We start from the raw sequence: 24,846 nt of genomic DNA on the forward strand, positions 1-24,846 counted from the left end.
ATTTTAGCAAAGCGGGCAGCCGAAAGCCCGTGGCGCCTTCACCCTTGCCTCGCATTGCGCAATTTATGGCGGATGTCCAGAAAACCGTGTTGATTCGCCATTCGGCGGAGCAGATGTTCGACCTCGTCACCGACGTCGACGATTATCCCAACTTCCTGCCGTGGTGCGGCGGCGTCGAGGTTCGCCGCAAGGACGAGGACGGCATGGAGGCGAAAATCGATATCAACTTCAAGGGCATCAAGCAACACTTTGCCACGCGCAACCGGCACAAGCGGCCCGAGCGCATCGATATGGAGTTCGCCGACGGCCCGTTCAAGAAGTTCACGGGCGCCTGGCGCTTTACGCCGCTGCGCGCGGATGCCTGCAAGATCGAATTCTCGCTGCACTACGAGTTTTCAAACATCATTCTCGAGAAGATCATCGGGCCGGTGTTCCACCACATCGCGAACACCTTCGTCGACACCTTCGTGAAGCGCGCCGACCAGCGTTACGGCAAGAACAAGCCATGAGCGTGAAACTGTCCATCGACGTCTGCTACGCGCTGCCTGACGCGCAGACCCTTATCGGCGTGGAACTGGCGCCGGGCGCGACGCTCGGGCAGGCCATCGAGGCGAGCGGCATCCTCGCGCGCCATCCCGAAATCGATCTGACGAAACTGAAGGTGGGCATCTACGGCAAGCTCAAGCCGCTCGACACCGTGCTCGCCGATCACGACCGCGTGGAGATCTACCGCCCGCTGGTGGTCGACCCCAAGCTCGCACGCCAGCGCCGCGTCGACAAAACCCGCAAGGAAGGCTCGATCGAGGGCCGCAAGTGGCAGAACAAGGATTCGCGCTGAGCCGGTGCTGAGGCGGCATTGACGGCCGCGTGAAGCCACGCTGATGGCCGTTCGATGGGGGGCGTTGGGCCTCCAGCGCACCCCAAGCTCCCTCAGTTCGCCGCGCGGTGGCGTTCCGTGCCGTTCTTGCCCGAGGCATCCGCCTTGCCGACACCCGCAATACCGGGCAAATCGCCATCCGGCACGATGCCGTCGCCGTGGGCGGTGTCTTCCGGGCCGCCCGAATGCTGGCGGACCGACCAGCTCACGCCCGCCACCAGCAGCACGATTGCCGCGATTTCCAGCATGCGCGGCAGGCGATGGTCGTAGATGAAGCCATAGAGCAGGGCGAACAGCGTCTCGAAGACGATCATCTGGCCAGAGAGCGTGAGCGGAAGGCGCTTTGAGGCCGCGTTCCAGAGGCCGTTGCCGAGCCACGACGCGCCAATGGCCAGCACGAGGTTCAATTGCCAGAACGCGGTCCAGCGCGCGCCGCTCACGCTCTCCTGCACCGTTCCGGCAGGCATGACGAGCACCGCGAGCCAGAGCAGGCCGCCGAGCGCGCCCGTGACGACGCCCCACAGCACCGACCACTCGTTGCCGCCGAAATGCGCGTTGCGCTGCAGGTAGCGCGCATTTTCGACGGCGTACCACGTCCAGCAGGCGAGCGCCCCGACGGCGCAGCCAAGACCGGCAATCTTCGTGAGCGTGCTCGCGTGGTCGCCGGCGCCGGCCGTGAAGACGTCGACATTGATGCACACGATGCCGGCGGCGATCATCGCGAGCGGCCAGATCAGCTTCGAGAGCGCCACGGCGCCGTGGTCGCTGCGTCCGAGCAGCGTGACCGTGACCGGCAGGACGCCGACGATCAACGAGGCGGGCGCGATGCCCACGAGATGGATCGCGCTCGCGAGAAAGAGGTAATAGAGGAGGTTGCCCACCAGAGCGAGCTTCACGAGCGCGATGAGATCGGCGCGCGTGAGACGCGGCCAGACGCGCCGCAGCATGGGCAGGAGCGCGGCGAACGAGACGAGGCCGTACATCACGTAGCGCCCCGCACTGAGGAGCAGCGGCGAGAATTCCGGTAACTGGCGGGGCACCAGAAACACGGTTCCCCATAACGCACCGGCGAGCACGCCGTACAACACACCACGCTGCATTTACCTTGCCTCCGCAATTTCGACCTGGCCGTTCTGGCCGCACAGGATGGGAGGCAGCTTAACCGCGCACTGCACGCGCGTCTTGTTCAATCCTGCACGGGACGATTCGCGGTGCCTGGCAGGCGGCCAAAAAATAGGGTCTGACACGCCGTTCCGATGCCGCCACGCACCCCGTCCCGAACCTCAAAAAATCCCGAAATCGGCGCTAAGCTACTGTACGCACTGATGATTTCCAGGGCGCTATCCCGTATAATCTGCTTTTGCGCCTATAGGATTTGCCATGCGTCTGATCCAGAAAGCACTCACGTTCGATGACGTGCTCCTCGTCCCCGCCTTTTCCGACGTTCTCCCGCGCGACACCAGCCTGAAGACCCGGCTGACCCGCAATATCTCCCTGAACATTCCGCTTGTTTCGGCCGCGATGGACACCGTCACGGAAGGCCGTCTCGCTATTGCGATGGCGCAGCAGGGTGGCGTCGGCATCATCCACAAGAATCTCACGCCGGCCGAGCAGGCGCGCGAAGTGGCGAAGGTGAAGCGTTTCGAGTCGGGCGTGGTGCGCGATCCGATTACGATCCCGCCGCAGATGAAGGTCGCGGACGTGATCGCGCTTTCGCAGCAGCATGGCATCTCGGGCTTCCCGGTTGTGGAAGGCGCACAGCTCGTCGGTATCGTCACGAACCGCGACCTGCGCTTCGAAACGCGTCTGGACGAGCCGGTGCGCTCGATCATGACGCCGCGTGAGCGCCTCGTCACCGTCAAGGAAGGCACGCCGCTCACCGAAGCCAAGGCGCTCATGCACAGCCACCGCCTCGAGCGCGTGCTGGTCGTGAACGACGCGTTCGAACTGCGCGGCCTCATGACCGTCAAGGACATCACCAAGCAGACCGAACACCCGGCCGCCTGCAAGGACGAGCACGGCAAGCTGCGCGCGGGCGCGGCCGTTGGCGTGGGCCCGGACAACGAAGAGCGTGTCGAACTGCTGGTGCAGGCCGGCGTTGACGTGATCGTGGTCGACACGGCGCACGGCCACAGCAAGGGCGTGCTCGAGCGCGTCCAGTGGGTCAAGAAGAACTTCCCGCACGTCGAAGTGATCGGCGGCAACATCGCGACGGCCGCCGCCGCGCGCGCGCTCGTCGAATACGGCGCAGACGGCGTGAAGGTCGGCATCGGCCCGGGCTCGATCTGCACGACGCGTATCGTGGCGGGTGTGGGCGTGCCGCAGATCACGGCGGTCTCGAACGTGGCGGAGGCGCTCAAGGGCACGGGCGTTCCCCTGATCTCCGACGGCGGCGTGCGTTACTCGGGCGACGTATCCAAGGCGCTGGCTGCAGGCGCGAACGCCGTGATGATGGGCAGCATGTTCGCAGGCACGGAAGAATCGCCGGGCGACGTGTTCCTGTACCAGGGCCGCCAGTACAAGTCGTACCGCGGCATGGGCTCGGTCGGCGCGATGAAGGACGGCGCCGCGGACCGCTACTTCCAGGACAACTCGGCCAACATCGACAAGCTGGTGCCGGAAGGCATCGAAGGCCGCGTCTCCTACAAGGGTTCGGTCAACGCGATCCTGTTCCAGCTGATCGGCGGCGTGCGCGCCTCGATGGGCTACTGCGGCTGCCGCACGATCGACGAGATGCACGACAAGGCGGAATTCGTCCAGATCACGGGTGCCGGCCTGAACGAGTCGCACGTCCACGACGTGCAGATCACGAAGGAAGCGCCCAACTACCACGTGGACTAAACCGCGATGAAGCCGCTGCTGCGCATAGTGCTGTTTGTCGACGCGTTGATGTTGCTGGGTTTCGGCGTGCTGTTTCTGCTCACGCCCTGGAGCTCGCTCTACAACGCGCTGCAACTGGTGCAACCGCAGCCGGCGCTCATCGGACAGGCGTTCGGCGTAGTGCTGCTCGGTTTTGCCTGGATCGCGGTGCGCGCGACGTTCGACGGTGGCCTGACCGCCATGGTTGGGCGCACCGTGGGGCACGTCAACTGGATCGCCGGCGTGCTGATGCTGGTCTGGCTGATCGGCCTGCATACGCCGCGGCTCACGGGCTTTGGCCAACTGGTGGCCGGTGCGGTGGGCGCGTGGCTCATCATCGTCGGGCTGGGCGGTACACGGCTCGCTGGCGCGGTGAAGCGGCGCGAGAAGGCGCAGGCGGCCGAGGCTGCCGCGCAGGAGCGCGAAGCGCGCACGGTGGCCAAGTCGAAGCGCGAAGAGCCGGTGGTGTACGCCAAGCCGGTTTTTGCTGGCGGACCTGCCGAGGCGGGCGCGCCGCTCGCCGAGCCCGTGGTGCGACCACCGGCCGTGACGCCGGCCCCGGTGCAGCCTGTGGTGACGCCGAGTGCGCCGCGCACGACTGCGCAAGCGGAAGATGCGCGCCTCGCCGCGCGAGACGAAGCGGCCGACGCGCCGCGGCCACCGTTGCGTGGCTGATCGCGCGAGTCGCCCCGGCACAGGCAACGTCAGCCGCAATGCGCCCGGACTTCGCAGTCTGTTTCGCTGTTGGGTGCCCTTGCCGCCAGGCGCCACAGTTCCGATGAATTCACGCCGCGTGCCAGATTTACTCGGCGCGCGGCTTTCTGTATCCGTTCTTTTTTAGGTCTCGTCCGCTGCCATGCACGACAAAATCCTGATTCTCGACTTCGGTTCGCAAGTCACCCAGCTGATCGCGCGCCGCGTGCGCGAAGCCAACGTCTACTCGGAAATCCATCCGTACGACGTTGACGACGCATTTATCCGCGAGTTCGCGCCGAAGGGCATCATCCTCTCGGGCGGCCCGAACTCGGTCACCGAAACCGACACCCCGCGCGCTCCGCAAGCCGTGTTCGAACTCGGCGTGCCGGTGCTCGGCATTTGCTACGGCATGCAGACGATGGCCGAGCAACTCGGCGGCAAGGTGGACGGTGGCCACCTGCGCGAATTCGGCTATGCCGAAGTGCGCGCGCGCAACCACACGAGCTTTCTCGAAGGCATTGAAGATTTCCGCACGGGCGAAGGCCACGGCATGCTCAAGGTCTGGATGAGCCACGGCGACAAGGTCATCGAAATGCCGGCTGGCTTCCAACTGATGGCATCGACGGAATCGTGCCCGATCGCGGCGATGGCCGACGAGGCACGCCACTTCTACGGCCTGCAATGGCATCCGGAAGTCACGCACACGGTGCAGGGCCGCGCGATGCTCGAGCGCTTCGTGCTGGGGATCTGCGGCGCGAAGGCTGATTGGGAAATGGGCCACTACATTGATGAGGCCGTCGAAACGATTCGCAAGCAGGTGGGCAACGAGCACGTCATTCTCGGCCTCTCGGGCGGCGTGGATTCGTCGGTGGCGGCGGCGCTGCTGCACCGTGCGATTGGCGACCAGCTGACTTGCGTGTTCGTCGATCATGGCCTCTTGCGCCTGAACGAAGCCGAGCAGGTGATGTCGATGTTCGCGGACAACCTTGGCGTGAAAGTGGTTCACGTTGATGCGAGCGAAGCGTTCATGTCGAAGCTGGCGGGCGTGACCGATCCTGAGGCGAAGCGCAAGATCATCGGCGCGGAGTTCGTCGAGGTGTTCCAGACCGAAGCGGGCAAGCTCACGGACGCGAAGTGGCTCGCACAGGGCACGATTTATCCGGACGTGATCGAGTCGGCGGGCAAGGGCAAGAAGGGCGCGCACACGATCAAGAGCCACCATAACGTGGGTGGTCTGCCGGAGACGCTCAATCTCAAGCTGCTCGAGCCGCTGCGCGAGCTGTTCAAGGACGAAGTGCGTGAACTGGGTGTGAAGCTGGGTCTGCCGCACGATATGGTGTATCGCCATCCGTTCCCGGGCCCGGGTCTTGGCGTGCGGATTCTGGGTGAAGTGAAGCGTGATTTCGCGGATCTGCTGCGCCGCGCCGATGCGATTTTTATCGAGACGCTACGTAACACCATCGATAAGGAAACTGGTAAGTCGTGGTACGAGCTGACGAGCCAGGCGTTCGCGGTGTTCCTGCCGGTGAAGAGCGTGGGCGTGATGGGGGATGGCCGCACGTATGAATATGTGGTCGCGCTGCGCGCGGTTCAGACGCTCGACTTCATGACTGCGCATTGGGCACATCTGCCGCATGAACTGCTTGGGCATGTGTCGAATCGCATCATTAATGAGGTGCGCGGCATCAATCGCGTGGTGTACGACATTTCGGGGAAGCCGCCGGCGACGATCGAGTGGGAGTGAAATCAGGTCCTTCGGAGACTATCGCCAGCTATCGAGAAACTGACTTAACGTATTGATTTTAAAAGAAATACGTCACGTCAGCTATCGGTGGCTATTGCCGGCCAGCAAAACAGGTTGGCGGTAGAAGCGGCGGTAAGAACCTGAGGCCGGATTAAGACCCTTCCGTTCACTATCCAGACCAAAGCCGTCTTTGACGGTAAAAGTCTCCTCGGGAAAGCTTGTTTTATGCGGCTTTCCGGGCATCAGCAGGTCTCCTGGCCCCTGACGGTAAAAGCCGTCACGAAACAGGAGGCTTCATCCCACATATGCCCGTCCTGTATCCGAATGCGCCACAATTTCATGACCTGACCGGAGACGATGCCGTCGCGCTCGTCAGTTTCTATGACTCGTTGCATGGCATCGACAGGCTGGTCAACGACTGGTATGACCGCCCGACCCAACAGAAAGACAATATTTTCAACGTCATCCTTTACAACGTCGATCAAGGCCTTCAGAACGCCCAGATTTGCGTGACGCGTTTCGAGATTGATGCGCTATATCCGGCCAGGAAAGAGGTGGCGGGGGTGCCATCGAAGCAGATCGAGCGCGCCCTTTCGCAAAGCGACAAGGCTCGCGATCTTCATATAAGACGCTTCAACGAGATACAACAGGAAGAACAACGTCAGAAGGGTCTCCAGACTGCCGGGATAGCCCAAGGTCGCCAAAGTCAACGTGCGAATCCGGGTCACACCCGCTGAAGCGAGAAGAGCATATGGACACTGGAAACAACTCGGCCATTATCTCGGCCACGGCGGGTTACTTTTCAAAAAATCCTCTTGTGTAGTGCTGAGCTGAGTCAAGCTGGATCGAGTACACCCGAACGATGCGGCTGTTAATTGTGTGCGATTTGTATCTGGGGAATTTGGGAGGCAGTCGATGGTTGAGAAAAGCGACGCAGAAAAGATTCTGGCTGATGCCGAGCGCGAGGCGCTAGAACTGTCGAATGAAATTAGAGAGACAGCGCATGAAGAAGCTGCCAAAATTATCAATGCTGCCGCTGAGGACGCTCGCAGGCAGATGATCCGTCATGGTGAAAGTGTCGCTCGGGACGGTGGCGTTCAACGTCTTATTGAGTTTTTGCCAGAAAATCGGCACGCGGGCATCGCGATATTGAGCTACTTCTCTGAGGTTCTTCGGCAGAAATATCCGGACGAGGAAATGGCGGTTCGCATTGAACAGTTCGGAAGCTTGGTTCGAATGACCATAGACGGCCCCACTGGATGGCGAGACATCATTGAACGCGACCTAGCCGTATATGGTGATGTTGTTGTTGGGAAAGTTGCCCCGGAAGCTCTTCTGCGTAGTGAGATAGGCATCCTAAGGCTAAGAAATAAGCTGGACTTGGCACGAACCGAGCTTGAATTCGAGAGGCGGGTCAATGCAATTTCGACTGCGAACTCCGATGCCCGGATTGCGTCCCTCGAAGATCAGTTGGAACGGATGCATGGCGCTATCGCCATGAGCCTTTCGTCGAGGGGCGGTTCCGGTCTGGATATCGCCGCCCTGATGGCGCAGCAAAGTTCCAATGAAGTCGTTCGTGAGGCACTGCAGCTTCTCGATAAGCAGCTTTCGAAATCAGTAACATTGGATGACCGGGCGGCGGTCGAAGCAGCTGCGAAGACGATCGGTGATCGAGACCCTTCGCTACTTAAGAGAATCTACGATTTTCTGTCTTCCAGTAGCTCCGGTGCCGCGGGAGCATTGCTTGCGTCATGGATTCAGGGCTTGCTCAAGTGAGCGCGAGCGTTACCTCGACTCAGTTTGCTCAGAGGCTACTAAGCCCCTTTTCTTGTCTGCATCGACGACGGGAAGCACTAGCCATCAAAGAGATCAGAGTATGACAGATTTATCCGTCAACACGATTGCCTGCCTCGGATGGGGTTCTCTCGTCTGGGATTCGCGCGATTTACCCAGTAAAGGCAACTGGCATAACGATGGCCCCTTGTTGCCGGTCGAATTTGCGCGCGAGTCCGGCGCAAAGAAAAATCAGCGAGGGGACAAGATTACACTGGTCATCTGCCCCAACAGTGCGCGCGTGCGGACCTACTGGGTCTTACTTGATGTACCAGACCTCACAGTTGCACGAAAATGTTTGGCTGCGCGTGAAGGTATCCCCAAGAACTGGGAAACCGACATCGGCTTCGCCGATCGTGTTAGTGGCCATGCCCATGGCTTGGAAGCTGACACAATCGCAGCTTGGGCCGATGCCAACAGTCTAACCGGCGTTGTTTGGACGAATTTGCCATCTAAGTTCGACGGCCAGCATTTGATGCCCAGCGAGGCCGAAGTCGTTGCTTTCCTCCGCGCTCTAGATGGTACCAATCGTACGGCTGCGGAACGCTATGTCCGCAATGCGCCGACCCAGATCGATACCCCTTATAGGCAAGCTATCGAACAGAATCTTGGGTGGTTCGGCACCGACGAGGAGGTCGCTGATGGCGACGAGTAAGAAGAAAACTACCAGCAAGACAACCACGCCAGCGGCGCGAAAGGCCGGCGCGGTTCTGACCGCTACGGCGAAGGACTACCCGGCCTTGTTGGCCGAGGTGAAGGCGCGCATCCAGTCCGCGCAATACGCGGCGCTGCGTGCAGTCAACAAGGAACTGGTCGGCCTGTATTGGGACATCGGGCGGCTGATCGTCGAGCGGCAGCAGACCGAGGGCTGGGGCAAGGGCGTGGTGGAGCAGCTTTCCGCCGACCTGCGCGTAGCCTTCCCCGGCGTGGGCGGGTTCTCGACGCAGAACCTGTGGTACATGCGTCAGTTCTTTCAGGAATACAGTGCCGCGCCAAAACTCCAACCACTGGTTGGAGAAATCGGCTGGGCTCACAACCTGCTTATCCTTTCGCGCTGCAAGAACGCGCAGGAGCGCGAGTTCTATCTGCGCATGACGCGTAAGTTCGGCTGGTCGAAGAACGTGCTAGCACACCAGATCGACAACCAGAGTTACGAAAAGTCGCTGCTGGGCCAGACCAATTTCGACCAGGCGCTGACACCGGCTCTGCGCGCGCAAGCCAAGCTCGCGGTGAAGGACGAGTATGCCTTCGACTTCCTCGAACTGGGCGAGCAGCACAGCGAGCGCGAGTTGGAACGCGCGCTGATCGCTCGCATCGAGGATTTTCTTCGAGCGATGGGCGGTATGTATGCCTTCATGGGTAGCCAGTATCGACTCGAGATAGATGGCGAAGAGTTTTTTATTGATCTCTTGCTGTTCCACCGGCGGCTGCGTGCGCTGGTGGCGATTGAATTGAAGATTGGCAAGTTCGAGCCGGAGTTCGTCGGCAAGATGCAGTTCTACCTTGCCGCGCTGGACGCGCAGGTGCGGCAGGACGACGAAAACCCGTCCATCGGCATTATCTTGTGCAAAGAGAAGAAACGCACCATCGTCGAATACGCGCTGCGTGACGCGCGCAAGCCCATCGGCGTGGCGACCTACGAAATCACCAAGACGCTACCGAAGAGGCTGAAGGATCAGTTGCCGTCGCCCGAAGCCATTGCCCGATTGCTGGAGAGCATATGAGGATGGGGCACGTCATGCTGCTCCCAAAGAGTGCGGCTGAAGTGCAGTCATCTGTTCGCTATAATTGGAGTTGATTGATGATAAGTCGGCGCCTCGCAAACGGCTCCGTTTCCCACGCCAGCAAAGGGCGTGTTTTTCTGACGGTAAAAGCGGCGGTAAAGGCCCATGTCGATCACAGCCAAACCCTTTAACCATGCGGGTCCAGGCGGTCTGTTGATGATCGAGTGGCAGGTTGGTCGAGGTAATGCCCGGCATGGCCTGCATCAGGTCCTGACGGGGCGTTGCTTGCGTCGCCGCCCATCCGGTCCAGACATACGCGGACGGGGGTTGGCACGCGAAGCCTGCCTGCGACTGTCGAGCCAGTTTTCAACTTCTTCCAGATCCCGCACGACGCAGCGCGGTGTCAGATTGAAACGGCTCGGAAACTCCCCACGGCGCTCCATCTCATAGATCGTCGTCTCGGCGGAGGGGACGATCTGATGCAATTCATGGCGGCGAATTGTGCAGCGAAATGGCAGAGCGCCCCGCTCTGGGAACTGTGGGAATCGTCATAGGCATCCGCGCCCGGAAAGGGCAGGGAGGCAGGCGGCAAGTGGTCTCCGGTGGCTTCATCCGACCAGTTTGCTGTGACAGGTTATTCTCAATTTCAAACTCCTTTTGCTCGGCGATGCAATTTTTGCAGGCGCATGGCCGACCTACGGCAGCGGCCATCTGCTAGCCCTGCAACTGGATGACCGTGAGTTGGTCGGCTACGAGCGCGACGATCTGTACCGCGAGGTGGCGCGGAGCTTCGGGACCATTCAGGGCAACGGGCGGAAGGTGTGGACGGAGCTCCGCTAACGCTTAAGGCACCGGAAGCGGCGCCAGCCCTCGCTCATTACGAACGTTACGCCAGTAAAGCCAGACGCTAATGGCCAACGTCACCATCTCGGTGATCAGCAACGTGTAACCGAATCGACGATCTCATTTGCACATCAGAGCCCTGCAGCGCAATCGGCGCGCCGTTGTAGCGCGCGGCCTCATTGGCCAAGCCGCCGCACATCAACAATGCTCAAGTGGTCAGTGGCCTCTTTTTGCACCGAGCCGTTCCAGGAACGCGACAATCCGCGCCCCAGCATCATCATGACCACTGCCGAGTCCGAAAACCGTCGAGACGTGATTGTGCGCGGCAAGAAGGGCAAAATCCGGACACTGCCCGTCGCGTCGCGTCAACGCCTCTGCCAGGTCAAACGCGGACAAAACAAAGTTGGGAGGATCGAACTCCGCCACTCCGACCAGGATCGGGATGGGGCACCGATCGACATGCACAATCGGCGAACGCTCGGCATAAAGTGACGGAGCATTTCCAAAATATTGGCGCGCCGCCGGTGAAATCATCTCCTCGGTGAAACGATACACACCACTCAAAAGGATACCTGCCCATGGCGCCACATTGTTCTCGTCAAGAGCGCCGAACAGGTATCCTGCCGCATGCGTCGCACCGGCCGATTGACCAAAGATGGCAATCCTTCGGGGATTACCGCCGTGTTGCGCAATATTGGCGTGCAACCATTCAAACGCCGCTCGAACGTCCTCGATCCCGGATGGCCAGGCGAACTCCGGCGCAAGGCGGTAATTCATCACCGCAGTCAGATAGCCGTGGTCAGCGAAGAAATTTGCGAGACGACCATAAAGCCCCCCATACACTTGCTTATCGCCCGTCACATAGCCGCCGCCAGGAACAAACAAAATGACCGGTGATCCCGCTGCCGCGGCGTTGGGTCGATATATATCGAGGCGCTGACGCTCGTGGACACCAAACGGGCAATCCGCGATCAATGTAGATGTCCCAGTTGTGTTCACCGGCTGATAAAGGGCTGCTGTTATATCGGCTATCGAGAGGTCAAACCTCGGCCCGATATCCCGTATCCGGTGAATCGCGTGAACAAGCCCTGCGTCCGGTAAAGTTCCGTTCTGTCGTTCACGCGCCAGTTCTTCGTCGACCCCGATAGAGCATCGATCAGATTGCGACATCTCAGATCACCAATGGGTCTATTTTTCGCAGCGTCTCGACAAACTCGTCGCGGCGTTCCTCGAAGAACGGCGGGAGTTTTAGCTTCAGCCCCAACTCACTGCGCGATTCATCCCTGAGAAAACCTATGTCGCTTGTCGCCGCCTCGACGATCGCGCCGGCAGGAGTGCGCACGTAGATCGAACGGAAGTAGCCGCGATGCACGGGCGGCCTCGTATCGGCATAGCCTCTGCTATCCAGACGTTCCAGGGTGCGTAGCTGGGCCGCATCATCAGCCACTGCAAAGGCCGCGTGATGCATGTTCCCTGGCGGACATTCCCAACCGCCTGCGATCATGTCGGCCACATGCCATACATCGATAACTGCGGCCGGCCCACCACCGTTCTGTTGGTAGCGGGTAAATGATCCATCAACGTCACCAGTTTCGCAGTCCCATGCAGCCGTGAGAAAAGCTCCCATTGCGTTCGGATCGCCGGCTGGGATGGTGATTCCATGGAAGCCGAGGATGGCGATTGATTGATCAATATGAGGCGAGGGATTCGGCTTCCGGATGTCGGACGGCGCTTCGACAAGATCCAGTTCAATTAGCCCCCTGCGGACTCGAAGCCGCCGCTCTCCGAAACGCGTTTCAATAGGTCCATGCTCGATGCCGTGGCCCTGAAGATGACGCTGCCAGGCCTCGAGTGCGTTGCCAGGCACGGCATACGCGATGATCATCGACGGTGTCCGCCCCGACGTCTCTTCAGGAACTCCCGGCATGGATATGGTTGTAGTGACGCCTCCCGGTGCACCAATTGCATCACTCGAGAAGTAGAGATGGTAGCGCGGGAAATCGCCTTCATAGAAGACCGTCTTCTTGATCAGCGTCTGCCCCAGAACTCTGGTGTAAAAGTCGTAATCATCCTGAGCTCCGGAAGTGAGGTACGTGATGTGATGAAGACCTGATATAAGGGCAGACATGATTGTCATCCGTAAGTTAGAGGTTGCGGCGTCTTTCCATCCCGTCGGTCAGTACCGACGTCGACACTCTAGGACCGGACGACCCCGCATGGCTTCCAGATTCGCAGCCTGTTTTATCAGGTTAGAAACTCGGCGTGGCCGCCCGCTCACCACGCAAGGTGCCGCCATCGCAGTTCTACGCTCCGCCGCATTTGCTCCTATCGTTGCCACGTTGATGCGCCGCGGTCGTCCATCACATCAGAGCCACGTTCTGTTCGCCATGCTGCGAGACGGCACCTTTTGCCAACCCACGCCAGCCCCTAACACTTGAGGAAAGATATAGGGGCACCCCCGATTTTTCCGGCCACACAAGCTGGTGCTTTTCCGAATGGCGAAATGAGTTGTAACGAGAGAATGTGACAGGCCGAATCGTTTTATGGCCGGACAAGAGAGAGTGATGCTGGCGATTGAGACTGCGCGGGGAGACGTTTTCTCCTCGAAGCAAACACATGGGCGGGCTCTGAGTCCTACCAACGAGGTGATTGCTTCAAGCGATTCATTGGGCTGGGAATCGATTCATGCAGCGCTCCTCGTGGAGCGAGGGATCGATGCATATGAGCCTCCGGTCCCGCATCCATCGCTCATCTACCATGTGGCTCACCCGACGGTTGTCCGTCGTAAGCTGGACGGCCATAATGTCGAGAATGATTTAATTCGGCCTGGACAACTCGGTCTCACGCCGGGTGGCCTCGGAGCTGAATGGAAGCACGATGGGAAGCCGCAAATCTTGCAGATTTATCTGAAAAGCAAGCTCTTCAATGAGTTGGCTGAGGAAATTCTGGAATGTGATCCCGCCAGGATCGAGATTAACCCGTGTGCCGGCATACGTGACGCTTTTCTGGAGCAACTTGCACTGGCGATCATGGGCACGCTGCATGACCCTTCGAAGGGCGCACGTCTGTACGTCGATACTCTTGCTCATGCGTTAGCCGCGCATTTGGCGCGGCGATACACCAATCGCGGCCTCCCACGATCGAGACCGCCATCCGCTTCAATGTCGAACAAGGCCGTAGCCCGGCTGGGTGACTTCATAGAGGTGAACCTCGAAAAGGACTTAAGCCTTTCAGCGCTTGCGGCTGCCGCAGGCCTGAGCCCGGTGTATCTATCCAAAGCCTTCAAGGCCGCCTTTGGCGATACGCCGCATCAATATATTCTCAGACGGCGTATCGAGCGCGCCAAGGAAATGCTTCAGGCAACTCATCTGCCGATCATAGAAATAGCGCTCGGCGTCGGCTTCTCGTCGCAAAGCCACCTTTCGACATGGTTCAAACACTTCGTTGGCGTATCGCCCGGCGCCTATCGCAGGTCCCGCTGATCTTACGTAAGCGGTCCACGAACGACGTCTCTCCGGGATGGGCCGGCACGCCGACTGTGTCGTAAGAGTCCGTTATCGTGTGCTGGTGTCGCAGAGCCTGACCGAAGACGAGAGTGTACTGACCGATCTGGTCGGACAGAGCCAGTCGGCCACCGGGGCCTTGCAGGCCTAGCAGGCGACGAATCAGCTTCTTGCCTTGCAGGCCAAGCAGTCCATTCAGACGCAGCAGCTCCAGCTCACGCAGGGCCGTGCAATGGCGCTGGAGCTGGCGCGGCAGGCTTCCACCGCCGAACGCGGACGCGAGGTGACGCGGCGCTTCCTCGGCACCGGTACGGCGTACACGCCGCAGCCCGTCCATTTCTATAGCAACTGATGCGCATGTGCTCAACGACTACGCCAGTAAGAACGATCCATTCGGCCGCGTCGGCAAGGAATCGGTGACGGTGCAGATCACGAGCGTCGTTCGTGCCAGCAGTCGGGCCAAGACAAGCTACTCAATGTTACGCGTCGGCCTGTTAGCTAGACTACCCTCAGTTATCCGAGTCTTCTTCCGGCTTGCTTCTGGAATCGAGCAAACACATACGCTTGGCACGCTGTACCGCGTGGGACCGCCGGTGAACGCCCAGTTTTGCGTAAATCCGCTGCCAATACCATTTGACAGTGCTTTCTGCCAGGCACAGCGAACCCGCAATTTCCCTGTTTTGGAGCAGGTCGGCTGCCAGCCGGAGAATCTCGATCTCTCGATCGGACAAAGGTTCGCCCGAGGAATCGAGCCCGGCTACAGGCTGTGTCGCGCCATCTTTTTCAGCGCTGTCCCTTACATCTCCTGCCAGATCCAGCAGCTTGCGGGCTGCCTCACGGGCCACTGGAGATGCAATCGAGTTCGGTGCAGCTAAATGCTCGAGTTGGTCGAGAATCAGGTCACCTTCGTCAAGGAAAGTGCGAGCGTATCCCGGAACCGCAGCTAATTCCAGTGCGTCGCACAGGTAGCGCAGCGCTGCGATTTGCTGGGACTGGCGTAACGACGTCCGAGCCAACTGCACAGCGATGCGAACGCTCGACTGCGTGCAACCGCGAGGTCGGACGAATGCATACCAATTCTTCAGCAATTGCAGAGCCTCATTGCCTCGCCCCTGTTCCGTGGCAACCCGTGCAAATGCAATGGAAAGAACTTCGTGCCGGCTCTCGCTATTCGGCCCTGGAAGGAGTGCATCCCCGCGTTCGCCGGCAAATACTATTCTTAGCTGGACCTCCGATTCGCGGACTTCCCCTGTTAAGATCAGCTGCCGAACATATTCGCAAACAACGTTAATTTTCAACCGCGCAAAACCGTAGCGCTCTGCAAAACAAATACCATTTTCAATGATCGGCCGAGAATTTGTTAGCCCCCCATCTATAAACGCAACACGGGCCGCAGTGCAGAAGCCCGCGATCAGATTGTCGACAAATCCCAGTTCTAGAGACATCGGGAAATGGGTGGTTATGAGTTCGCGCGCCACATCAACACTGCCGCGTTCGTACTGAAGTTCCGCGAGTGACATTGATGGCATCGCCATAAGTGCTGACCCTGCGCCGTGCAAACGGCTCGCCCACTCTCGGCCCTGCTGATAAATTTCTTCTGCCTGTTTTAAGTGGCCGCTCGCAAGGAGGATCGATCCACTGAGAGTGCTGTGGAAGGCCATCGCATAAACTGCCCCTCCTTCTACAAATAGTGCACGCGAGCGCGCGATTGACGCCATTGCACCATCGAATCTAAAACTCTCGCGGTTGCAAAGCATCAACGCTGTCTCTATAGCCCCTTGAATAAACATGTCGTCTATATTTCGACCCGACAGTAGTTCATGACATTGTTTCCTGGTGGCATCGAGGTCGTCCGTGAGCATAGAAAGCATCATTTCCCGGTGTGCTAGCTTCGTCATCAGACTTTGAAGCCGAAAGCCGTCATCGGGATCGTTGGCTTGGACAAGGGGCCGGGTTGCGTCAGCCTTCAATGCGTTCCGCGCAAGTGCAAGTGATTGACGGGCTTGTGGAAACCGCCAGCTCAATTCGTGATCCCATGCGAGGTCGAGCTGAAGCTGAGGACAATGAGAAGTTAGCTCGGATGGCATTCGCTGCGCCAGCGAACGCAATGTCGCCACTCGCCCATTGGCAAAAAGTTGCGGGCTCGCGGCGTCGAGCAGGCGAGCTGCACCAGTCACATCATCGGCCTTGAGAGCGTGTTCGATTGCTTCGACAGTAAAACCGTGTTCCGCGAGCCACCCAGAGGCACGCCGATGAAGCTCTCGAAATTGAACCGAGTCATATTCTTGCAGTCGTCGCTGAAGGTAGTCGGCGAACAGGTGATGATATCGATACCATCGCCGCTCATCGTCGAGTGAAAAAATGAAGAGGTTTGCGCTTTCAAGGCGGTCGAGCATTAGCCGCGCATCCGGGCGCTCCATAACAGCGTTACAGAGTGCCGTGTCAAACCGGCCGAGGATGCAAGTCCCTAGCAAGAACTGGCGTACTTCGGGCGGTTGGCGGTCAAAAACCTCGTTCGCGAGAAATTCACCGACGTTGCGCTGCTGTCCCGAAAAGCGTTCTAGAAACTTCGTAACTTCGTTGCTATCGCGCATGGCGATGGCAGCAAACTGAAGTCCTGCAACCCATCCTTCAGTGCGGTGACAGAGCAGACCTATCTGGTCGCCCCCTAACGTGATGCCGTTTTGTCGAGAGAAGAATTCGTCGACCTCCAACTCGGAGAAACACAGGTCTGCTGAATTCATTTCTAGCAGTTCCCCTCTCAGACGTAGCTTTGAGAGAGGTAAGGCATTGGCGTCTCGGGTGCCGATGAAAATTCGAACGTGCGCGATGGGAGCGAGAAGAACCGCCTTAACTATGTCGGTCACCTCGCATTCGTGTATCAAATGATAGTCATCGAGGAATAGGAAGCAGTCTTGATCGAGGCCGGCGAGTTCATTGAGCAAGGTCGATTTCAGAACGCCGGCGGGAAGGCCAACGCCCGAGCGCAAAAGCGCCAAAGTTGCGTGTCCGGTCCGCGCTCCGCCGAGTCTCATCGCTTCGACGAAGTGTAAGAGGAATCGACCGAGGTCGTTGTCATCTTCATCGATACTGAGCCAACCGACTATCTGGCCCCTATTATTGATTTCGTCGTGAAGCTGCGTGAGGACACTTGTTTTTCCGTATCCAGCCGGGGCGGTTAATACCGACAGGCGATAAGACCTCTGCGTCAGCGCGCGGGCGCATAAATCTACACGGGGAACTAGCAGGTCGGCGTGTTTCCCTGGAGGAACCAGCTTGGTCGCGTTGACGGCGGCCGCTAGTTTTTCTAATTGCATGGTCGCCTTCCAATTCTTTCAAGTAATGCCGCTAGAACGCCCTTAACTGTTTAAGCGTCCTTGCAGGTTCGTAATTTTGAAATTCAAGCAAACAACGACGGAACCCGATATCAGTGTCTCCCCTAGTACATCCTACTTCCGTCCGGAACGGGCAATGAAGGTCGGTAGGGGAGGGCGACGTGAGTACAACTACCCTCCTTTTGGGAGGGCGACGCTTCGAGCGTACGCTTCTAATATTGTTTCAAGGCTCAGTGGAAGAGAGCTGCATTCCCACAAATAGGAGACGCGAATGTTCTTGAATATTCTTGATATTGTGCCTGTTAGTATGGCGAATTCCATTCGTCATGTGACTCGACTAACCTCAGCGAGATCATCGGCGCAGAACTGGTTCCTTACCGATTGACGCTGATTCGCCATTTGAACAGCCACGCTCAAGGCACATCGTGCAAGCGCGATGAAGCCGATTGAGGGCAGATATTTTGTTACTCCACAAGCCGATCCGCGGAAAATCAAAGAGTAGCCAAGAGCGTCGATAGACATTCAATTCACGTGGATGTTTAATAATTTCGGGTAAGCGGGTTAAGACACAGAGGAAGAAATGAAATTCTTGCGAAACGCTTGGTACGTTGTTGCATGGTGCACGGACATTAAGCGGGAGCTTTTCGAGAGAACGGTGATAAACGAATCGCTAGTTCTTTATCGAACTTCAGAGAATAAGGTCGTATGTCTTTCAAATCGGTGTCCTCATCGCTTTGCGCCGCTGCATCTCGGCCGCATCGTTGACGATCGAGTCGAATGCGGATATCACGGGTTGGTTTTTGACGGCAGCGGGCGTTGCACGCACAATCCGCATGGCGATCATAAGATTCCGCAGGCCGCGTGTGTCCAGTCATACCTCGTTGAGGAACGACACAATCTTGTTTGGATTTGGATGGGCAATAAGGATCTCGCGGACCCGTCAAAGATCCCGGATTTTAGTTGCCTGACAGATACGCTAAAATTCTCATCGGTTGTCGGCGCCATCGAGATGAACGCTAATTATGAGTTGATTACAGATAATCTGATGGACCTGTCACATGTTGAATACGTCCATCGAGGCATTCTCGGAAGCGACGCGATCTCGCGTGGCAAGACTGAGGTAATCGACGAGGGAGCTACTCTGCACAGTAATCGCTGGTGCCCAGACGGGTTAGCGCCACCTGCGTGGGACGCGATGTTCGGCAATTATGGAAAACACGTCGACCACTGGCTCAACATGCGCTGGAACGCTCCCGCGCATATGTTGCTGGACGTTGGCATCACGCCCACTGGCAAACATCGCGACGACGGCATCTGGATGTTGGGCACGGATATTCTGACTCCTTCTACAGAGGAAAAGACGTTTTACTTTTGGGGGGTATCTCGAGCTTATGCTCTCGACGATCCCGCCGCGGGCGAAGCGTGGGTCGCAGCTATCGATGGAGCATTTTCCGGACAGGATAAGCCGATGCTTGAAGCGCAACAGCGGATGATTGGCAACCGAGATCTGTGGGAGTTGAATCCGGTTCTTATTCCAGCCGACGCCGGCGCAGTTCGAGCACGTCGGAAACTCGCGGCTTTGATTGCGGCCGAGAGCGCGAGGGAGGAAGAGAAGCCTGCCGGTGAGAAACGGATTGTGATGGTTTGACGGAATGTCGCAAAACCGGCCCACTGAATGGGAGAGGGGTTCTCACACTCGACTGACGGTGGGACGGTGACTATTGAATACGGTGTGGGAAGAAAAGATGAACCTGATCGAAGTTGTCGTGGTGCGCAAGGTGATGGAGGCCGAGGGAATAGTAAGCTTCGAACTCGAACGTCCCGACGGCACGCGTCTGCCAGCATTCTCTCCCGGTGCACACATCGACGTGCATATCCCATGCGGGTTGGTTCGCCAGTATTCCTTGTGCAATCCATCACGGGACGCAAGCCGCTACAGGATTGCTGTGCTGCGCGACAGAAACTCTAGAGGCGGATCCGAAGCGATGCACTCATCGGTACGCGAAGGTGACTGCATTCGTATTAGCGAACCACGAAATTGCTTCTCGCTGAAGGCAGGGGTGGCCAACAACATATTGCTCGCGGGCGGCATTGGGATTACCCCGATGATGTCCATGGCGTACCAACTTGCAGATGAAGGATCGTCGTTCGATCTGCATTACTGTACCCGCACCTCTTCTTGTACAGCTTTTTATGATGAGCTGCGTCGAAGCGATTTTGGAGACAATGTATTTCTTCATGTCGACGATGGCACGCTTGATCAACGATTCGATATTAGATCCACCCTGATGTCGTGTTCGGAGGAAACGCACCTGTATGTGTGCGGTCCGCAGGGCTTTATGCACGCGATGCTCGGAACGGCCCGCGAGATGGGATGGGATGAATCCCGGATTCATTTCGAATTCTTCGGTGCCACCGTTCCATCCGAAGCTTGCGACAGTGAATTTGAAATTCAAATTCAAAGTTCTGGGAAGATAGTTGTGGTTTCTGAAAATCAAACCATTGCATCGGCACTCGCGGAAGTTGGCATCAAGGTTCCAATGTCGTGTGAGCAAGGGGTGTGTGGAACTTGCCGTACGCGAGTGATTTCTGGTACGCCGGACCATCGTGACGTCTATCTCACAGAAGTCGAACGAGAAAAAAATGATCAGATCATTCCGTGCTGCTCTCGATCGAAATCTAGTCGAATCGTTTTGGATCTTTAAAAAGCAGATTGCAGACTGCTACCATAAAATATCACGATAAGAGGCGCCGCCCCTGAATGCTTATTCCCGGTGATTCTCGGTCGCGAAGGCGCAAGCGTGGTCGTCGATGTCGGGTCTCGTGTCAGCCGGCTGAGCAAAAGACGACCACATCTTGTTTGTCACGAAAGGCGAACCTGTTTCGGTCGATTCGCTCGACGCAATGCAAGGGCCCGATGCCTGAGCGACGACACTTTTCTCGATCGATAGCGAGTTTTTGCTTCATTACATGGACACCTCCAGCTTCTCGAAATGCGTTGTGTTGCCGGAGATCGTCGTGGCAATGATCCGTGAAGATACGCCATTCGACAAGCTCTGCTACATCGGCTGCGGCGTGACGACGAGCGGCGGCGCCGTCGTCTATTTGGAGAGGGTCGAAGCAGGCGAAAATGTGTTTGTGTTCCGCCTCGGCGGCATCGGCCTGGATGTGATCATGGGCGCCCTGGATAGTCGACTCTGACGCGATTATCGGTGTCGATATCAATTCGAGGCACGTCGAACTGGCGGAGAAATTTAGTGCGACGCGTCACCGACGCGAAGGAAGTCGGGAACGTCGTCAACCATATCGTGCATCTGACATGCACGCAAAGACTGGTGCCAGTCATACATTTCGGAGGCAGGACCATGCAGCATCGCATGCGGACTCATTAAGTGGATAGGCGGAGCAGTTTCCCCGATGGCATCTTGATCGACCATGGAAATTCGGACCCGTTTTTGTCCGATCAGCTCCATCCAGACGAGCTTAAAACGGCGTGCCGGAAAGTTGGCCGATCGTTGACGCTACGTCGACATCAACTATGACTTCAGTTACTTGTTGCATAAAGTGTGTAGTGAAACAATTTTGATAACCATGAAAATAATCCTTGCCACGGAAATAGCAATATTGATTAGCTAGCCCGTAATTTAAACGAAGAAATCCAGAATTTATAGGGAGTAGATGATGGCGGTTTATACGCATGTGACTGTAGGCACCAATGACCTTGCAAAAGCGCGGGAGTTTTACGATTCCGTCCTTGGAACTATTGGGCTGAAGAGAGTGGCCGATCTCGCGGAAAATGGCTCGATCTGGGGAGACGGTGCGCCTTCATTTTTCGTGTTGAAGCCTGCTGACGGGCAGCCAGCAACTATCGGAAACGGGGTTACCATATCGTTTGAAGCGCCGAATCGCCGTTCGATTCACGCGTTTCATGACGCTGCCCTGACGGCCGGCGCCAGAAGTGAAGGAGCTGCAGGGCCAAGATCTTGGGCGCCTCATGCATATGCGGCTTATGTGCGTGACCTGGATGGAAACAAGCTCGCCGTCTATTGTTTCGCGCCGGAGTAGGCCGGCTCCTCTCTGGTGTAGCTTGCGGCCATCCGCCTCGCTTCCACGCGTCTGTGTCAGGCAAATGCAATACTGTCTACGATCCGTTTTGAGGTACCTTGTGCGGATCAACTCGGCGTGAGTTGGACAAAAGTGAGGTCACGCTCGGCTATACGATGGCCGCAGCTATTCAGTTTTCGAGCTTTTTGCTTGGCCGTTCCGCGACGGTCACGCGTACCCGAGTGTAGCGATCGGCGAGTGGGCCGGAAATGCGACCAGGTTCGACTACTTTCACCCGAACAAGCCCCGGCAGATTGCATTGGTGAGCAGTTCAACCGAACCGTGCGATAGAAATGGCTAACCCAGTGGCGCACGGACGATCTGGGCCCGTACAACGCTTCGCCCCGCACTCATTGTCACTTTGTTTTCGCGCCTAGGTCAATGATGCATTGGCGGGATGACGCGAACGATGTCCGGCTAGCGGCAGAGTGCTATTTTGCGTCGTTGGAAACATCACGGAAACGGAAGAAGTGACGACCATAGTCTGTGCTGAGCACGATAACGAGTCGCCGGCATCGGCGACGCTGAACACAATCGGAGTTGCGACCATGATAGCGATTTTCAGGGATCAGCCGATGCAATTCGTTGTCGCGTGGCATGACGTAGGTGCCGCGACGTAAGCAGCAACAAACGCGGCTGGGTTAACTGGCGCGTCCATGACCGCGATTATTCGCGAGTCGCAAACGCCGTAGTCGCCCACGTACCGCTTGTCGTCACGATGTTGCACTCATAGAGTTGGCTATAAGGACTTCAACAACAGGAGACAGCAATGACTGAGACGTCATTCCACACCGTTCTTGGCTCGCTGGACGGCTATCGCACGGGCGATATCGAAATTACCAGTGGCTCCGCGCGCCACTACGCTTTCTCCAACATCTTCGAAGTCGCGGCGCGCTCCGTTCCGTACGAGAAAGTCGTGGTAGGGAAGAATCTCGAATATGTCATCGAGACGTTGCGTACCGAAGGACAGTCGCCGTGGTTTGCCTGTACACACGACGAGTTCGTCATTCTGATGGACGGTGAAGTCCGCATCGACTTCATCAGGCTTGCTGAGTCCCAGCGGGACAGCAGGGGCACTGTGCTTGTGGGCAAATCGGGCGAGCAGCCGGGCGGCCGCGCGATGGGTCACGTCGTGCTGCGACGAGGTCATCAGGCACTGCTACCGGCGGACTGTGCATATCGCTTCAATGCTTCCAAGCCGGGCGTCGCGCTCTTGCAAACGGTGCTCGGAGAACTGTCCGTCGAGAAGTGGGCAGAAATCTGTCTGCATTGAGACGCCTCACCGACTTTGTAGTTCGATATTTGTAGGTGTCGATCATAAGAAATCATCAGGAGACTTAGCATGGCTAGCCTCGAATGTCTCGAAAATTCGGTTGCCTTTGCGGCCAACACGATATGTGCAAGCGAGCCCGATCCGGTGACCGGATATAGGCGCTTTACGCTTGGCGCGTTCGAATTTCTTCGCGACGAATACTTCGTCAAGATCAACTGGCCCGCGAAGGGGCAGGCCCGCACGCACGCGCTGCCGGCGGACGCGTTCCTGCGGGCTATGATGCGCGACGTCGCATGGGGATTTTTCTACGGCTGGGTGAATTTCGATCACGTATTCGGAACGCGCAACCATTACGGAAAGGTTGACGTATATGCCGGTTCATTCAATGGCATCATGAAAGACGCCGGTGTCGACTACATCGAAACGTTCGAGACGCCGACGATCATGGCGACGTTCAAGGCAATCTTGCACGACTGGACCAACGAGGGCTTCGACCCGTTCGCCGCACCCGAAGAAACAGGAAGCGCGTTCGGTCGCAAGCACGGCAATAACGCCGCTGCCATCGAGCGCACGCGCATCGCTACGCGCCGCATGCCAGGACTCGAAGGCGACTCGCCTTTGCGCGACGATCTCCCGGTGAACCGCGCGTTCGCCGATGTTTCGCAAGACGAACCGGAGGTGTACGTCGAACCGGGATTCGAGGGCCAGTTGCACGCATTCAGTGTCTTCAAATATTTGTCGCGCTCGGACGTGACGTGGAATCCGTCAGTGACTTCGGTGTGCGGCTCGAGCCTCTTTTGCCCGACCACCGAGGAATACATTCTCCCGGTATTCCACGGCAATGACCGCGTCGAGTGGTTCCTTCAGTTGTCGGACGAAATCGTCTGGGATGTCGGCGACAAGAACACCGGTGCGCCGCGCGCGCGCATCACGATGCGCGCGGGGGACATCTGCGCGATGCCCGCCGATATCCGTCACAAGGGCTATTCGACCAAGCGCTCGATGCTGCTTGTCTGGGAGAACGCTACGCCCAATCTTCCGAAACGTTATGAAAGCGGCGAACTCAAGCCCTATCCAGTCGACTTCTGAACCGCCGGCTTTCGTAACTGCTGGGGATTTCCCATGCAAACTCAGTTTTATCGACGTCTACACCGCGAATGCGGTTGAAAGCGGCCTGATAGACCTGCTCAACCAGCACGATCACTCGGTTAGTCGGTCCCCGTCGCATCCGTACGTTTTCCTATGAAACGGGGGGATGGCTGAATGGACTCACCGGGAAACTGACCGCGTGAGTGTCGATATCGTGACCGACACCATCGGGCCGGGCTCGCCGCGCCAGGTCACACGCGACGCGATCGGCACGTTGCGTCGCGGCGGGAAACTGGTCGAGATCGGGTCGATGACGGATCCGTTGCCGATCAATATGCACCAGATGATGTGCTCGGCAATCAGTCTCATCTGCGCTGTGTAGTTCACGGTGAAGAAGACAGACTTGCCGGGCGATGGAGTGCCATATCGACGAGCATCAAAAGGTGCTCGATGCGGTACAGCAGATGAATGCGTTGGGGGCGGTCGGCGAGGTGTGACTGCCGGACGTCAGGCGACTTGCCCAAGCACTGGTCGATTTATTAATTAGGCATATTTACTATATGGATATCGAATTATCGGCGCGAGTAAACAAGAAGTTGCATGGCGTCACGCCAGTCGTACTGCGTCGCCGCGATCTACAGGTCGAAACGTTGGCGCGCCACGCGCTAAAGGAGGGGAAGCCATACCCGCGCAGTTTTTATAACTAGATGAAACACGGAGACAAAGATTGAATGTGCAAAAGAAGCTTGTGAAAACAGCGCTGGCCGGTTCGGCACTGTGCTTCGCCGTCGCGGCGCAAGCTCAGAGTAGTGTGACGCTGTACGGTATCGTGGACGCCGGTTTGCTGTATCTGAGCAAGACCCGCGATGCCGCGGGCGGCAATGGCGGCAAATTCTTCGGTTTTACCGACGGTGGCCAGATGCCATCGCTGTTTGGCCTGAAGGGAGATGAGGATCTCGGCGGCGG

The 24,846-nt window shown here is 57.8% G+C and carries 25 protein-coding genes and 2 pseudogenes; 21 read left to right on the forward strand and 6 right to left on the reverse strand.

What is annotated here, in order from left to right; genetic code table 11:
* Positions 1 to 65: 65 nt before the first annotated feature.
* Positions 66 to 509: a type II toxin-antitoxin system RatA family toxin gene (locus BO1_RS22650; RefSeq protein ID WP_028219509.1), complete on the forward strand. Its 444-nt coding sequence runs from the start codon at positions 66 to 68 to the stop codon at positions 507 to 509.
* The gene (locus BO1_RS22655; RefSeq protein WP_028219510.1) at positions 506 to 838 is read left to right on the forward strand and encodes an RnfH family protein; all 333 of its coding nucleotides are present in this window, start codon (positions 506 to 508) and stop codon (positions 836 to 838) included. Before BO1_RS22650 ends, BO1_RS22655 begins: the two co-directional genes overlap by 4 nt.
* A gap of 92 nt (positions 839 to 930) precedes the next feature.
* On the opposite strand, the gene BO1_RS52245 is transcribed toward BO1_RS22655, so the two are convergent.
* The gene (locus tag BO1_RS52245; protein WP_084688117.1) at positions 931 to 1,977 is read right to left on the reverse strand and encodes a DMT family transporter; all 1,047 of its coding nucleotides are present in this window, start codon (positions 1,975 to 1,977) and stop codon (positions 931 to 933) included.
* A gap of 280 nt (positions 1,978 to 2,257) precedes the next feature.
* Here BO1_RS52245 and guaB point away from each other — a divergent pair, with 280 nt between their 5' ends.
* From guaB to guaA, 3 genes are all read left to right on the forward strand, one after another.
* Positions 2,258 to 3,718: an IMP dehydrogenase gene (gene guaB, locus BO1_RS22665; RefSeq protein ID WP_028219511.1), complete on the forward strand. Its 1,461-nt coding sequence runs from the start codon at positions 2,258 to 2,260 to the stop codon at positions 3,716 to 3,718.
* 6 nt (positions 3,719 to 3,724) lie between these two features.
* On the forward strand, positions 3,725 to 4,411 hold the full coding sequence (locus tag BO1_RS22670) for a hypothetical protein (RefSeq protein ID WP_028219512.1): 687 nt from the start codon (positions 3,725 to 3,727) through the stop codon (positions 4,409 to 4,411).
* 181 nt (positions 4,412 to 4,592) lie between these two features.
* Positions 4,593 to 6,176 carry a glutamine-hydrolyzing GMP synthase gene (gene guaA, locus BO1_RS22675; RefSeq protein ID WP_028219513.1) on the forward strand — a complete coding sequence of 528 codons (1,584 nt, stop codon included), beginning with the start codon at positions 4,593 to 4,595 and terminating at the stop codon, positions 6,174 to 6,176.
* Between the two features lie 81 nt (positions 6,177 to 6,257).
* On the opposite strand, the gene BO1_RS59370 is transcribed toward guaA, so the two are convergent.
* Positions 6,258 to 6,419, reverse strand: a complete 162-nt coding sequence (locus tag BO1_RS59370; RefSeq protein ID WP_156992364.1) for a hypothetical protein — start codon at positions 6,417 to 6,419, stop codon at positions 6,258 to 6,260.
* Positions 6,420 to 6,481: 62 nt separating this feature from the next.
* Here BO1_RS59370 and BO1_RS22680 point away from each other — a divergent pair, with 62 nt between their 5' ends.
* The 4 genes from BO1_RS22680 to BO1_RS22695 all read left to right on the forward strand — a co-directional run bounded on the left by BO1_RS22680 (position 6,482) and on the right by BO1_RS22695 (position 9,733).
* Entirely contained in the window at positions 6,482 to 6,913 is a 432-nt protein-coding gene (locus BO1_RS22680) for a hypothetical protein (protein ID WP_028219514.1), read from the forward strand.
* Positions 6,914 to 7,091: 178 nt separating this feature from the next.
* Positions 7,092 to 7,952, forward strand: coding sequence for an ATP synthase subunit B family protein (locus BO1_RS22685; RefSeq protein WP_028219515.1), 861 nt, complete (start codon positions 7,092 to 7,094; stop codon positions 7,950 to 7,952).
* Positions 7,953 to 8,052: 100 nt separating this feature from the next.
* The gene (locus tag BO1_RS22690; protein ID WP_028219516.1) at positions 8,053 to 8,664 is read left to right on the forward strand and encodes a hypothetical protein; all 612 of its coding nucleotides are present in this window, start codon (positions 8,053 to 8,055) and stop codon (positions 8,662 to 8,664) included.
* The gene (locus tag BO1_RS22695; protein ID WP_043285938.1) at positions 8,651 to 9,733 is read left to right on the forward strand and encodes a PDDEXK nuclease domain-containing protein; all 1,083 of its coding nucleotides are present in this window, start codon (positions 8,651 to 8,653) and stop codon (positions 9,731 to 9,733) included. Before BO1_RS22690 ends, BO1_RS22695 begins: the two co-directional genes overlap by 14 nt.
* Positions 9,734 to 9,996: 263 nt before the next feature.
* Here the strand turns inward: BO1_RS22695 and BO1_RS62305 are convergent, their stop codons facing one another.
* Positions 9,997 to 10,176: a helix-turn-helix transcriptional regulator gene (locus BO1_RS62305; RefSeq protein WP_456088867.1), complete on the reverse strand. Its 180-nt coding sequence runs from the start codon at positions 10,174 to 10,176 to the stop codon at positions 9,997 to 9,999.
* A gap of 214 nt (positions 10,177 to 10,390) precedes the next feature.
* Between BO1_RS62305 and BO1_RS22700 the strand changes: the two genes are divergently transcribed.
* Positions 10,391 to 10,573: a hypothetical protein gene (locus BO1_RS22700; protein ID WP_028219518.1), complete on the forward strand. Its 183-nt coding sequence runs from the start codon at positions 10,391 to 10,393 to the stop codon at positions 10,571 to 10,573.
* A 219-nt stretch (positions 10,574 to 10,792) separates the two neighbouring features.
* Here BO1_RS22700 and BO1_RS52250 read toward each other — a convergent pair whose 3' ends face one another.
* Positions 10,793 to 11,746, reverse strand: a complete 954-nt coding sequence (locus BO1_RS52250; protein ID WP_084688119.1) for an alpha/beta hydrolase — start codon at positions 11,744 to 11,746, stop codon at positions 10,793 to 10,795.
* A 1-nt stretch (position 11,747) separates the two neighbouring features.
* Positions 11,748 to 12,704, reverse strand: a complete 957-nt coding sequence (locus BO1_RS22710) for a VOC family protein (protein ID WP_167338375.1) — start codon at positions 12,702 to 12,704, stop codon at positions 11,748 to 11,750.
* A gap of 436 nt (positions 12,705 to 13,140) precedes the next feature.
* On the opposite strand from BO1_RS22710, the gene BO1_RS57820 reads away from it, so the two are divergent.
* From BO1_RS57820 to BO1_RS59375, 3 genes and pseudogenes are all read left to right on the forward strand, one after another.
* Positions 13,141 to 14,058, forward strand: coding sequence for a helix-turn-helix transcriptional regulator (locus BO1_RS57820; RefSeq protein WP_167338376.1), 918 nt, complete (start codon positions 13,141 to 13,143; stop codon positions 14,056 to 14,058).
* 79 nt (positions 14,059 to 14,137) lie between these two features.
* Positions 14,138 to 14,431 (forward strand): annotated as a pseudogene (locus BO1_RS52255) (P-type conjugative transfer protein TrbJ); the annotation flags it as partial.
* 1 nt (position 14,432) lies between these two features.
* Positions 14,433 to 14,531: pseudogene (locus BO1_RS59375) on the forward strand (conjugal transfer protein TrbF); the annotation flags it as partial.
* Between the two features lie 57 nt (positions 14,532 to 14,588).
* Here BO1_RS59375 and BO1_RS22735 read toward each other — a convergent pair.
* On the reverse strand, positions 14,589 to 17,396 hold the full coding sequence (locus BO1_RS22735; RefSeq protein ID WP_028219522.1) for a LuxR C-terminal-related transcriptional regulator: 2,808 nt from the start codon (positions 17,394 to 17,396) through the stop codon (positions 14,589 to 14,591).
* Between the two features lie 598 nt (positions 17,397 to 17,994).
* Between BO1_RS22735 and BO1_RS52260 the strand changes: the two genes are divergently transcribed.
* The 8 genes from BO1_RS52260 to BO1_RS22785 all read left to right on the forward strand — a co-directional run.
* Entirely contained in the window at positions 17,995 to 19,062 is a 1,068-nt protein-coding gene (locus tag BO1_RS52260) for an aromatic ring-hydroxylating dioxygenase subunit alpha (protein ID WP_043285941.1), read from the forward strand.
* A 97-nt stretch (positions 19,063 to 19,159) separates the two neighbouring features.
* Positions 19,160 to 20,119 (forward strand): PDR/VanB family oxidoreductase, encoded by a 960-nt coding sequence (locus BO1_RS57825; RefSeq protein ID WP_084688121.1) that lies wholly within the window; start codon positions 19,160 to 19,162, stop codon positions 20,117 to 20,119.
* Between the two features lie 265 nt (positions 20,120 to 20,384).
* A complete protein-coding gene (locus tag BO1_RS56475; RefSeq protein WP_028219523.1) occupies positions 20,385 to 20,615 on the forward strand; it encodes a hypothetical protein in 231 nt (76 codons plus the stop codon).
* 477 nt (positions 20,616 to 21,092) lie between these two features.
* Positions 21,093 to 21,479 carry a VOC family protein gene (locus tag BO1_RS57830; protein ID WP_245643880.1) on the forward strand — a complete coding sequence of 129 codons (387 nt, stop codon included), beginning with the start codon at positions 21,093 to 21,095 and terminating at the stop codon, positions 21,477 to 21,479.
* An 808-nt stretch (positions 21,480 to 22,287) separates the two neighbouring features.
* Positions 22,288 to 22,791, forward strand: coding sequence for a cupin domain-containing protein (locus BO1_RS22765; RefSeq protein WP_028219525.1), 504 nt, complete (start codon positions 22,288 to 22,290; stop codon positions 22,789 to 22,791).
* Between the two features lie 69 nt (positions 22,792 to 22,860).
* The gene (locus BO1_RS22770) at positions 22,861 to 23,880 is read left to right on the forward strand and encodes a hydroxyquinol 1,2-dioxygenase (RefSeq protein WP_028219526.1); all 1,020 of its coding nucleotides are present in this window, start codon (positions 22,861 to 22,863) and stop codon (positions 23,878 to 23,880) included.
* A 199-nt stretch (positions 23,881 to 24,079) separates the two neighbouring features.
* Positions 24,080 to 24,262: a hypothetical protein gene (locus BO1_RS22775; protein WP_043285944.1), complete on the forward strand. Its 183-nt coding sequence runs from the start codon at positions 24,080 to 24,082 to the stop codon at positions 24,260 to 24,262.
* 351 nt (positions 24,263 to 24,613) lie between these two features.
* Positions 24,614 to 24,846, forward strand: a 233-nt coding sequence (locus BO1_RS22785) for a porin (protein ID WP_156992365.1), incomplete at its 3' end; no start/stop codon positions are given.

The organism is Paraburkholderia oxyphila NBRC 105797 (genome assembly GCF_000685075.1).
GTDB classification, from domain to species: Bacteria; Pseudomonadota; Gammaproteobacteria; order Burkholderiales; family Burkholderiaceae; genus Paraburkholderia; species Paraburkholderia oxyphila.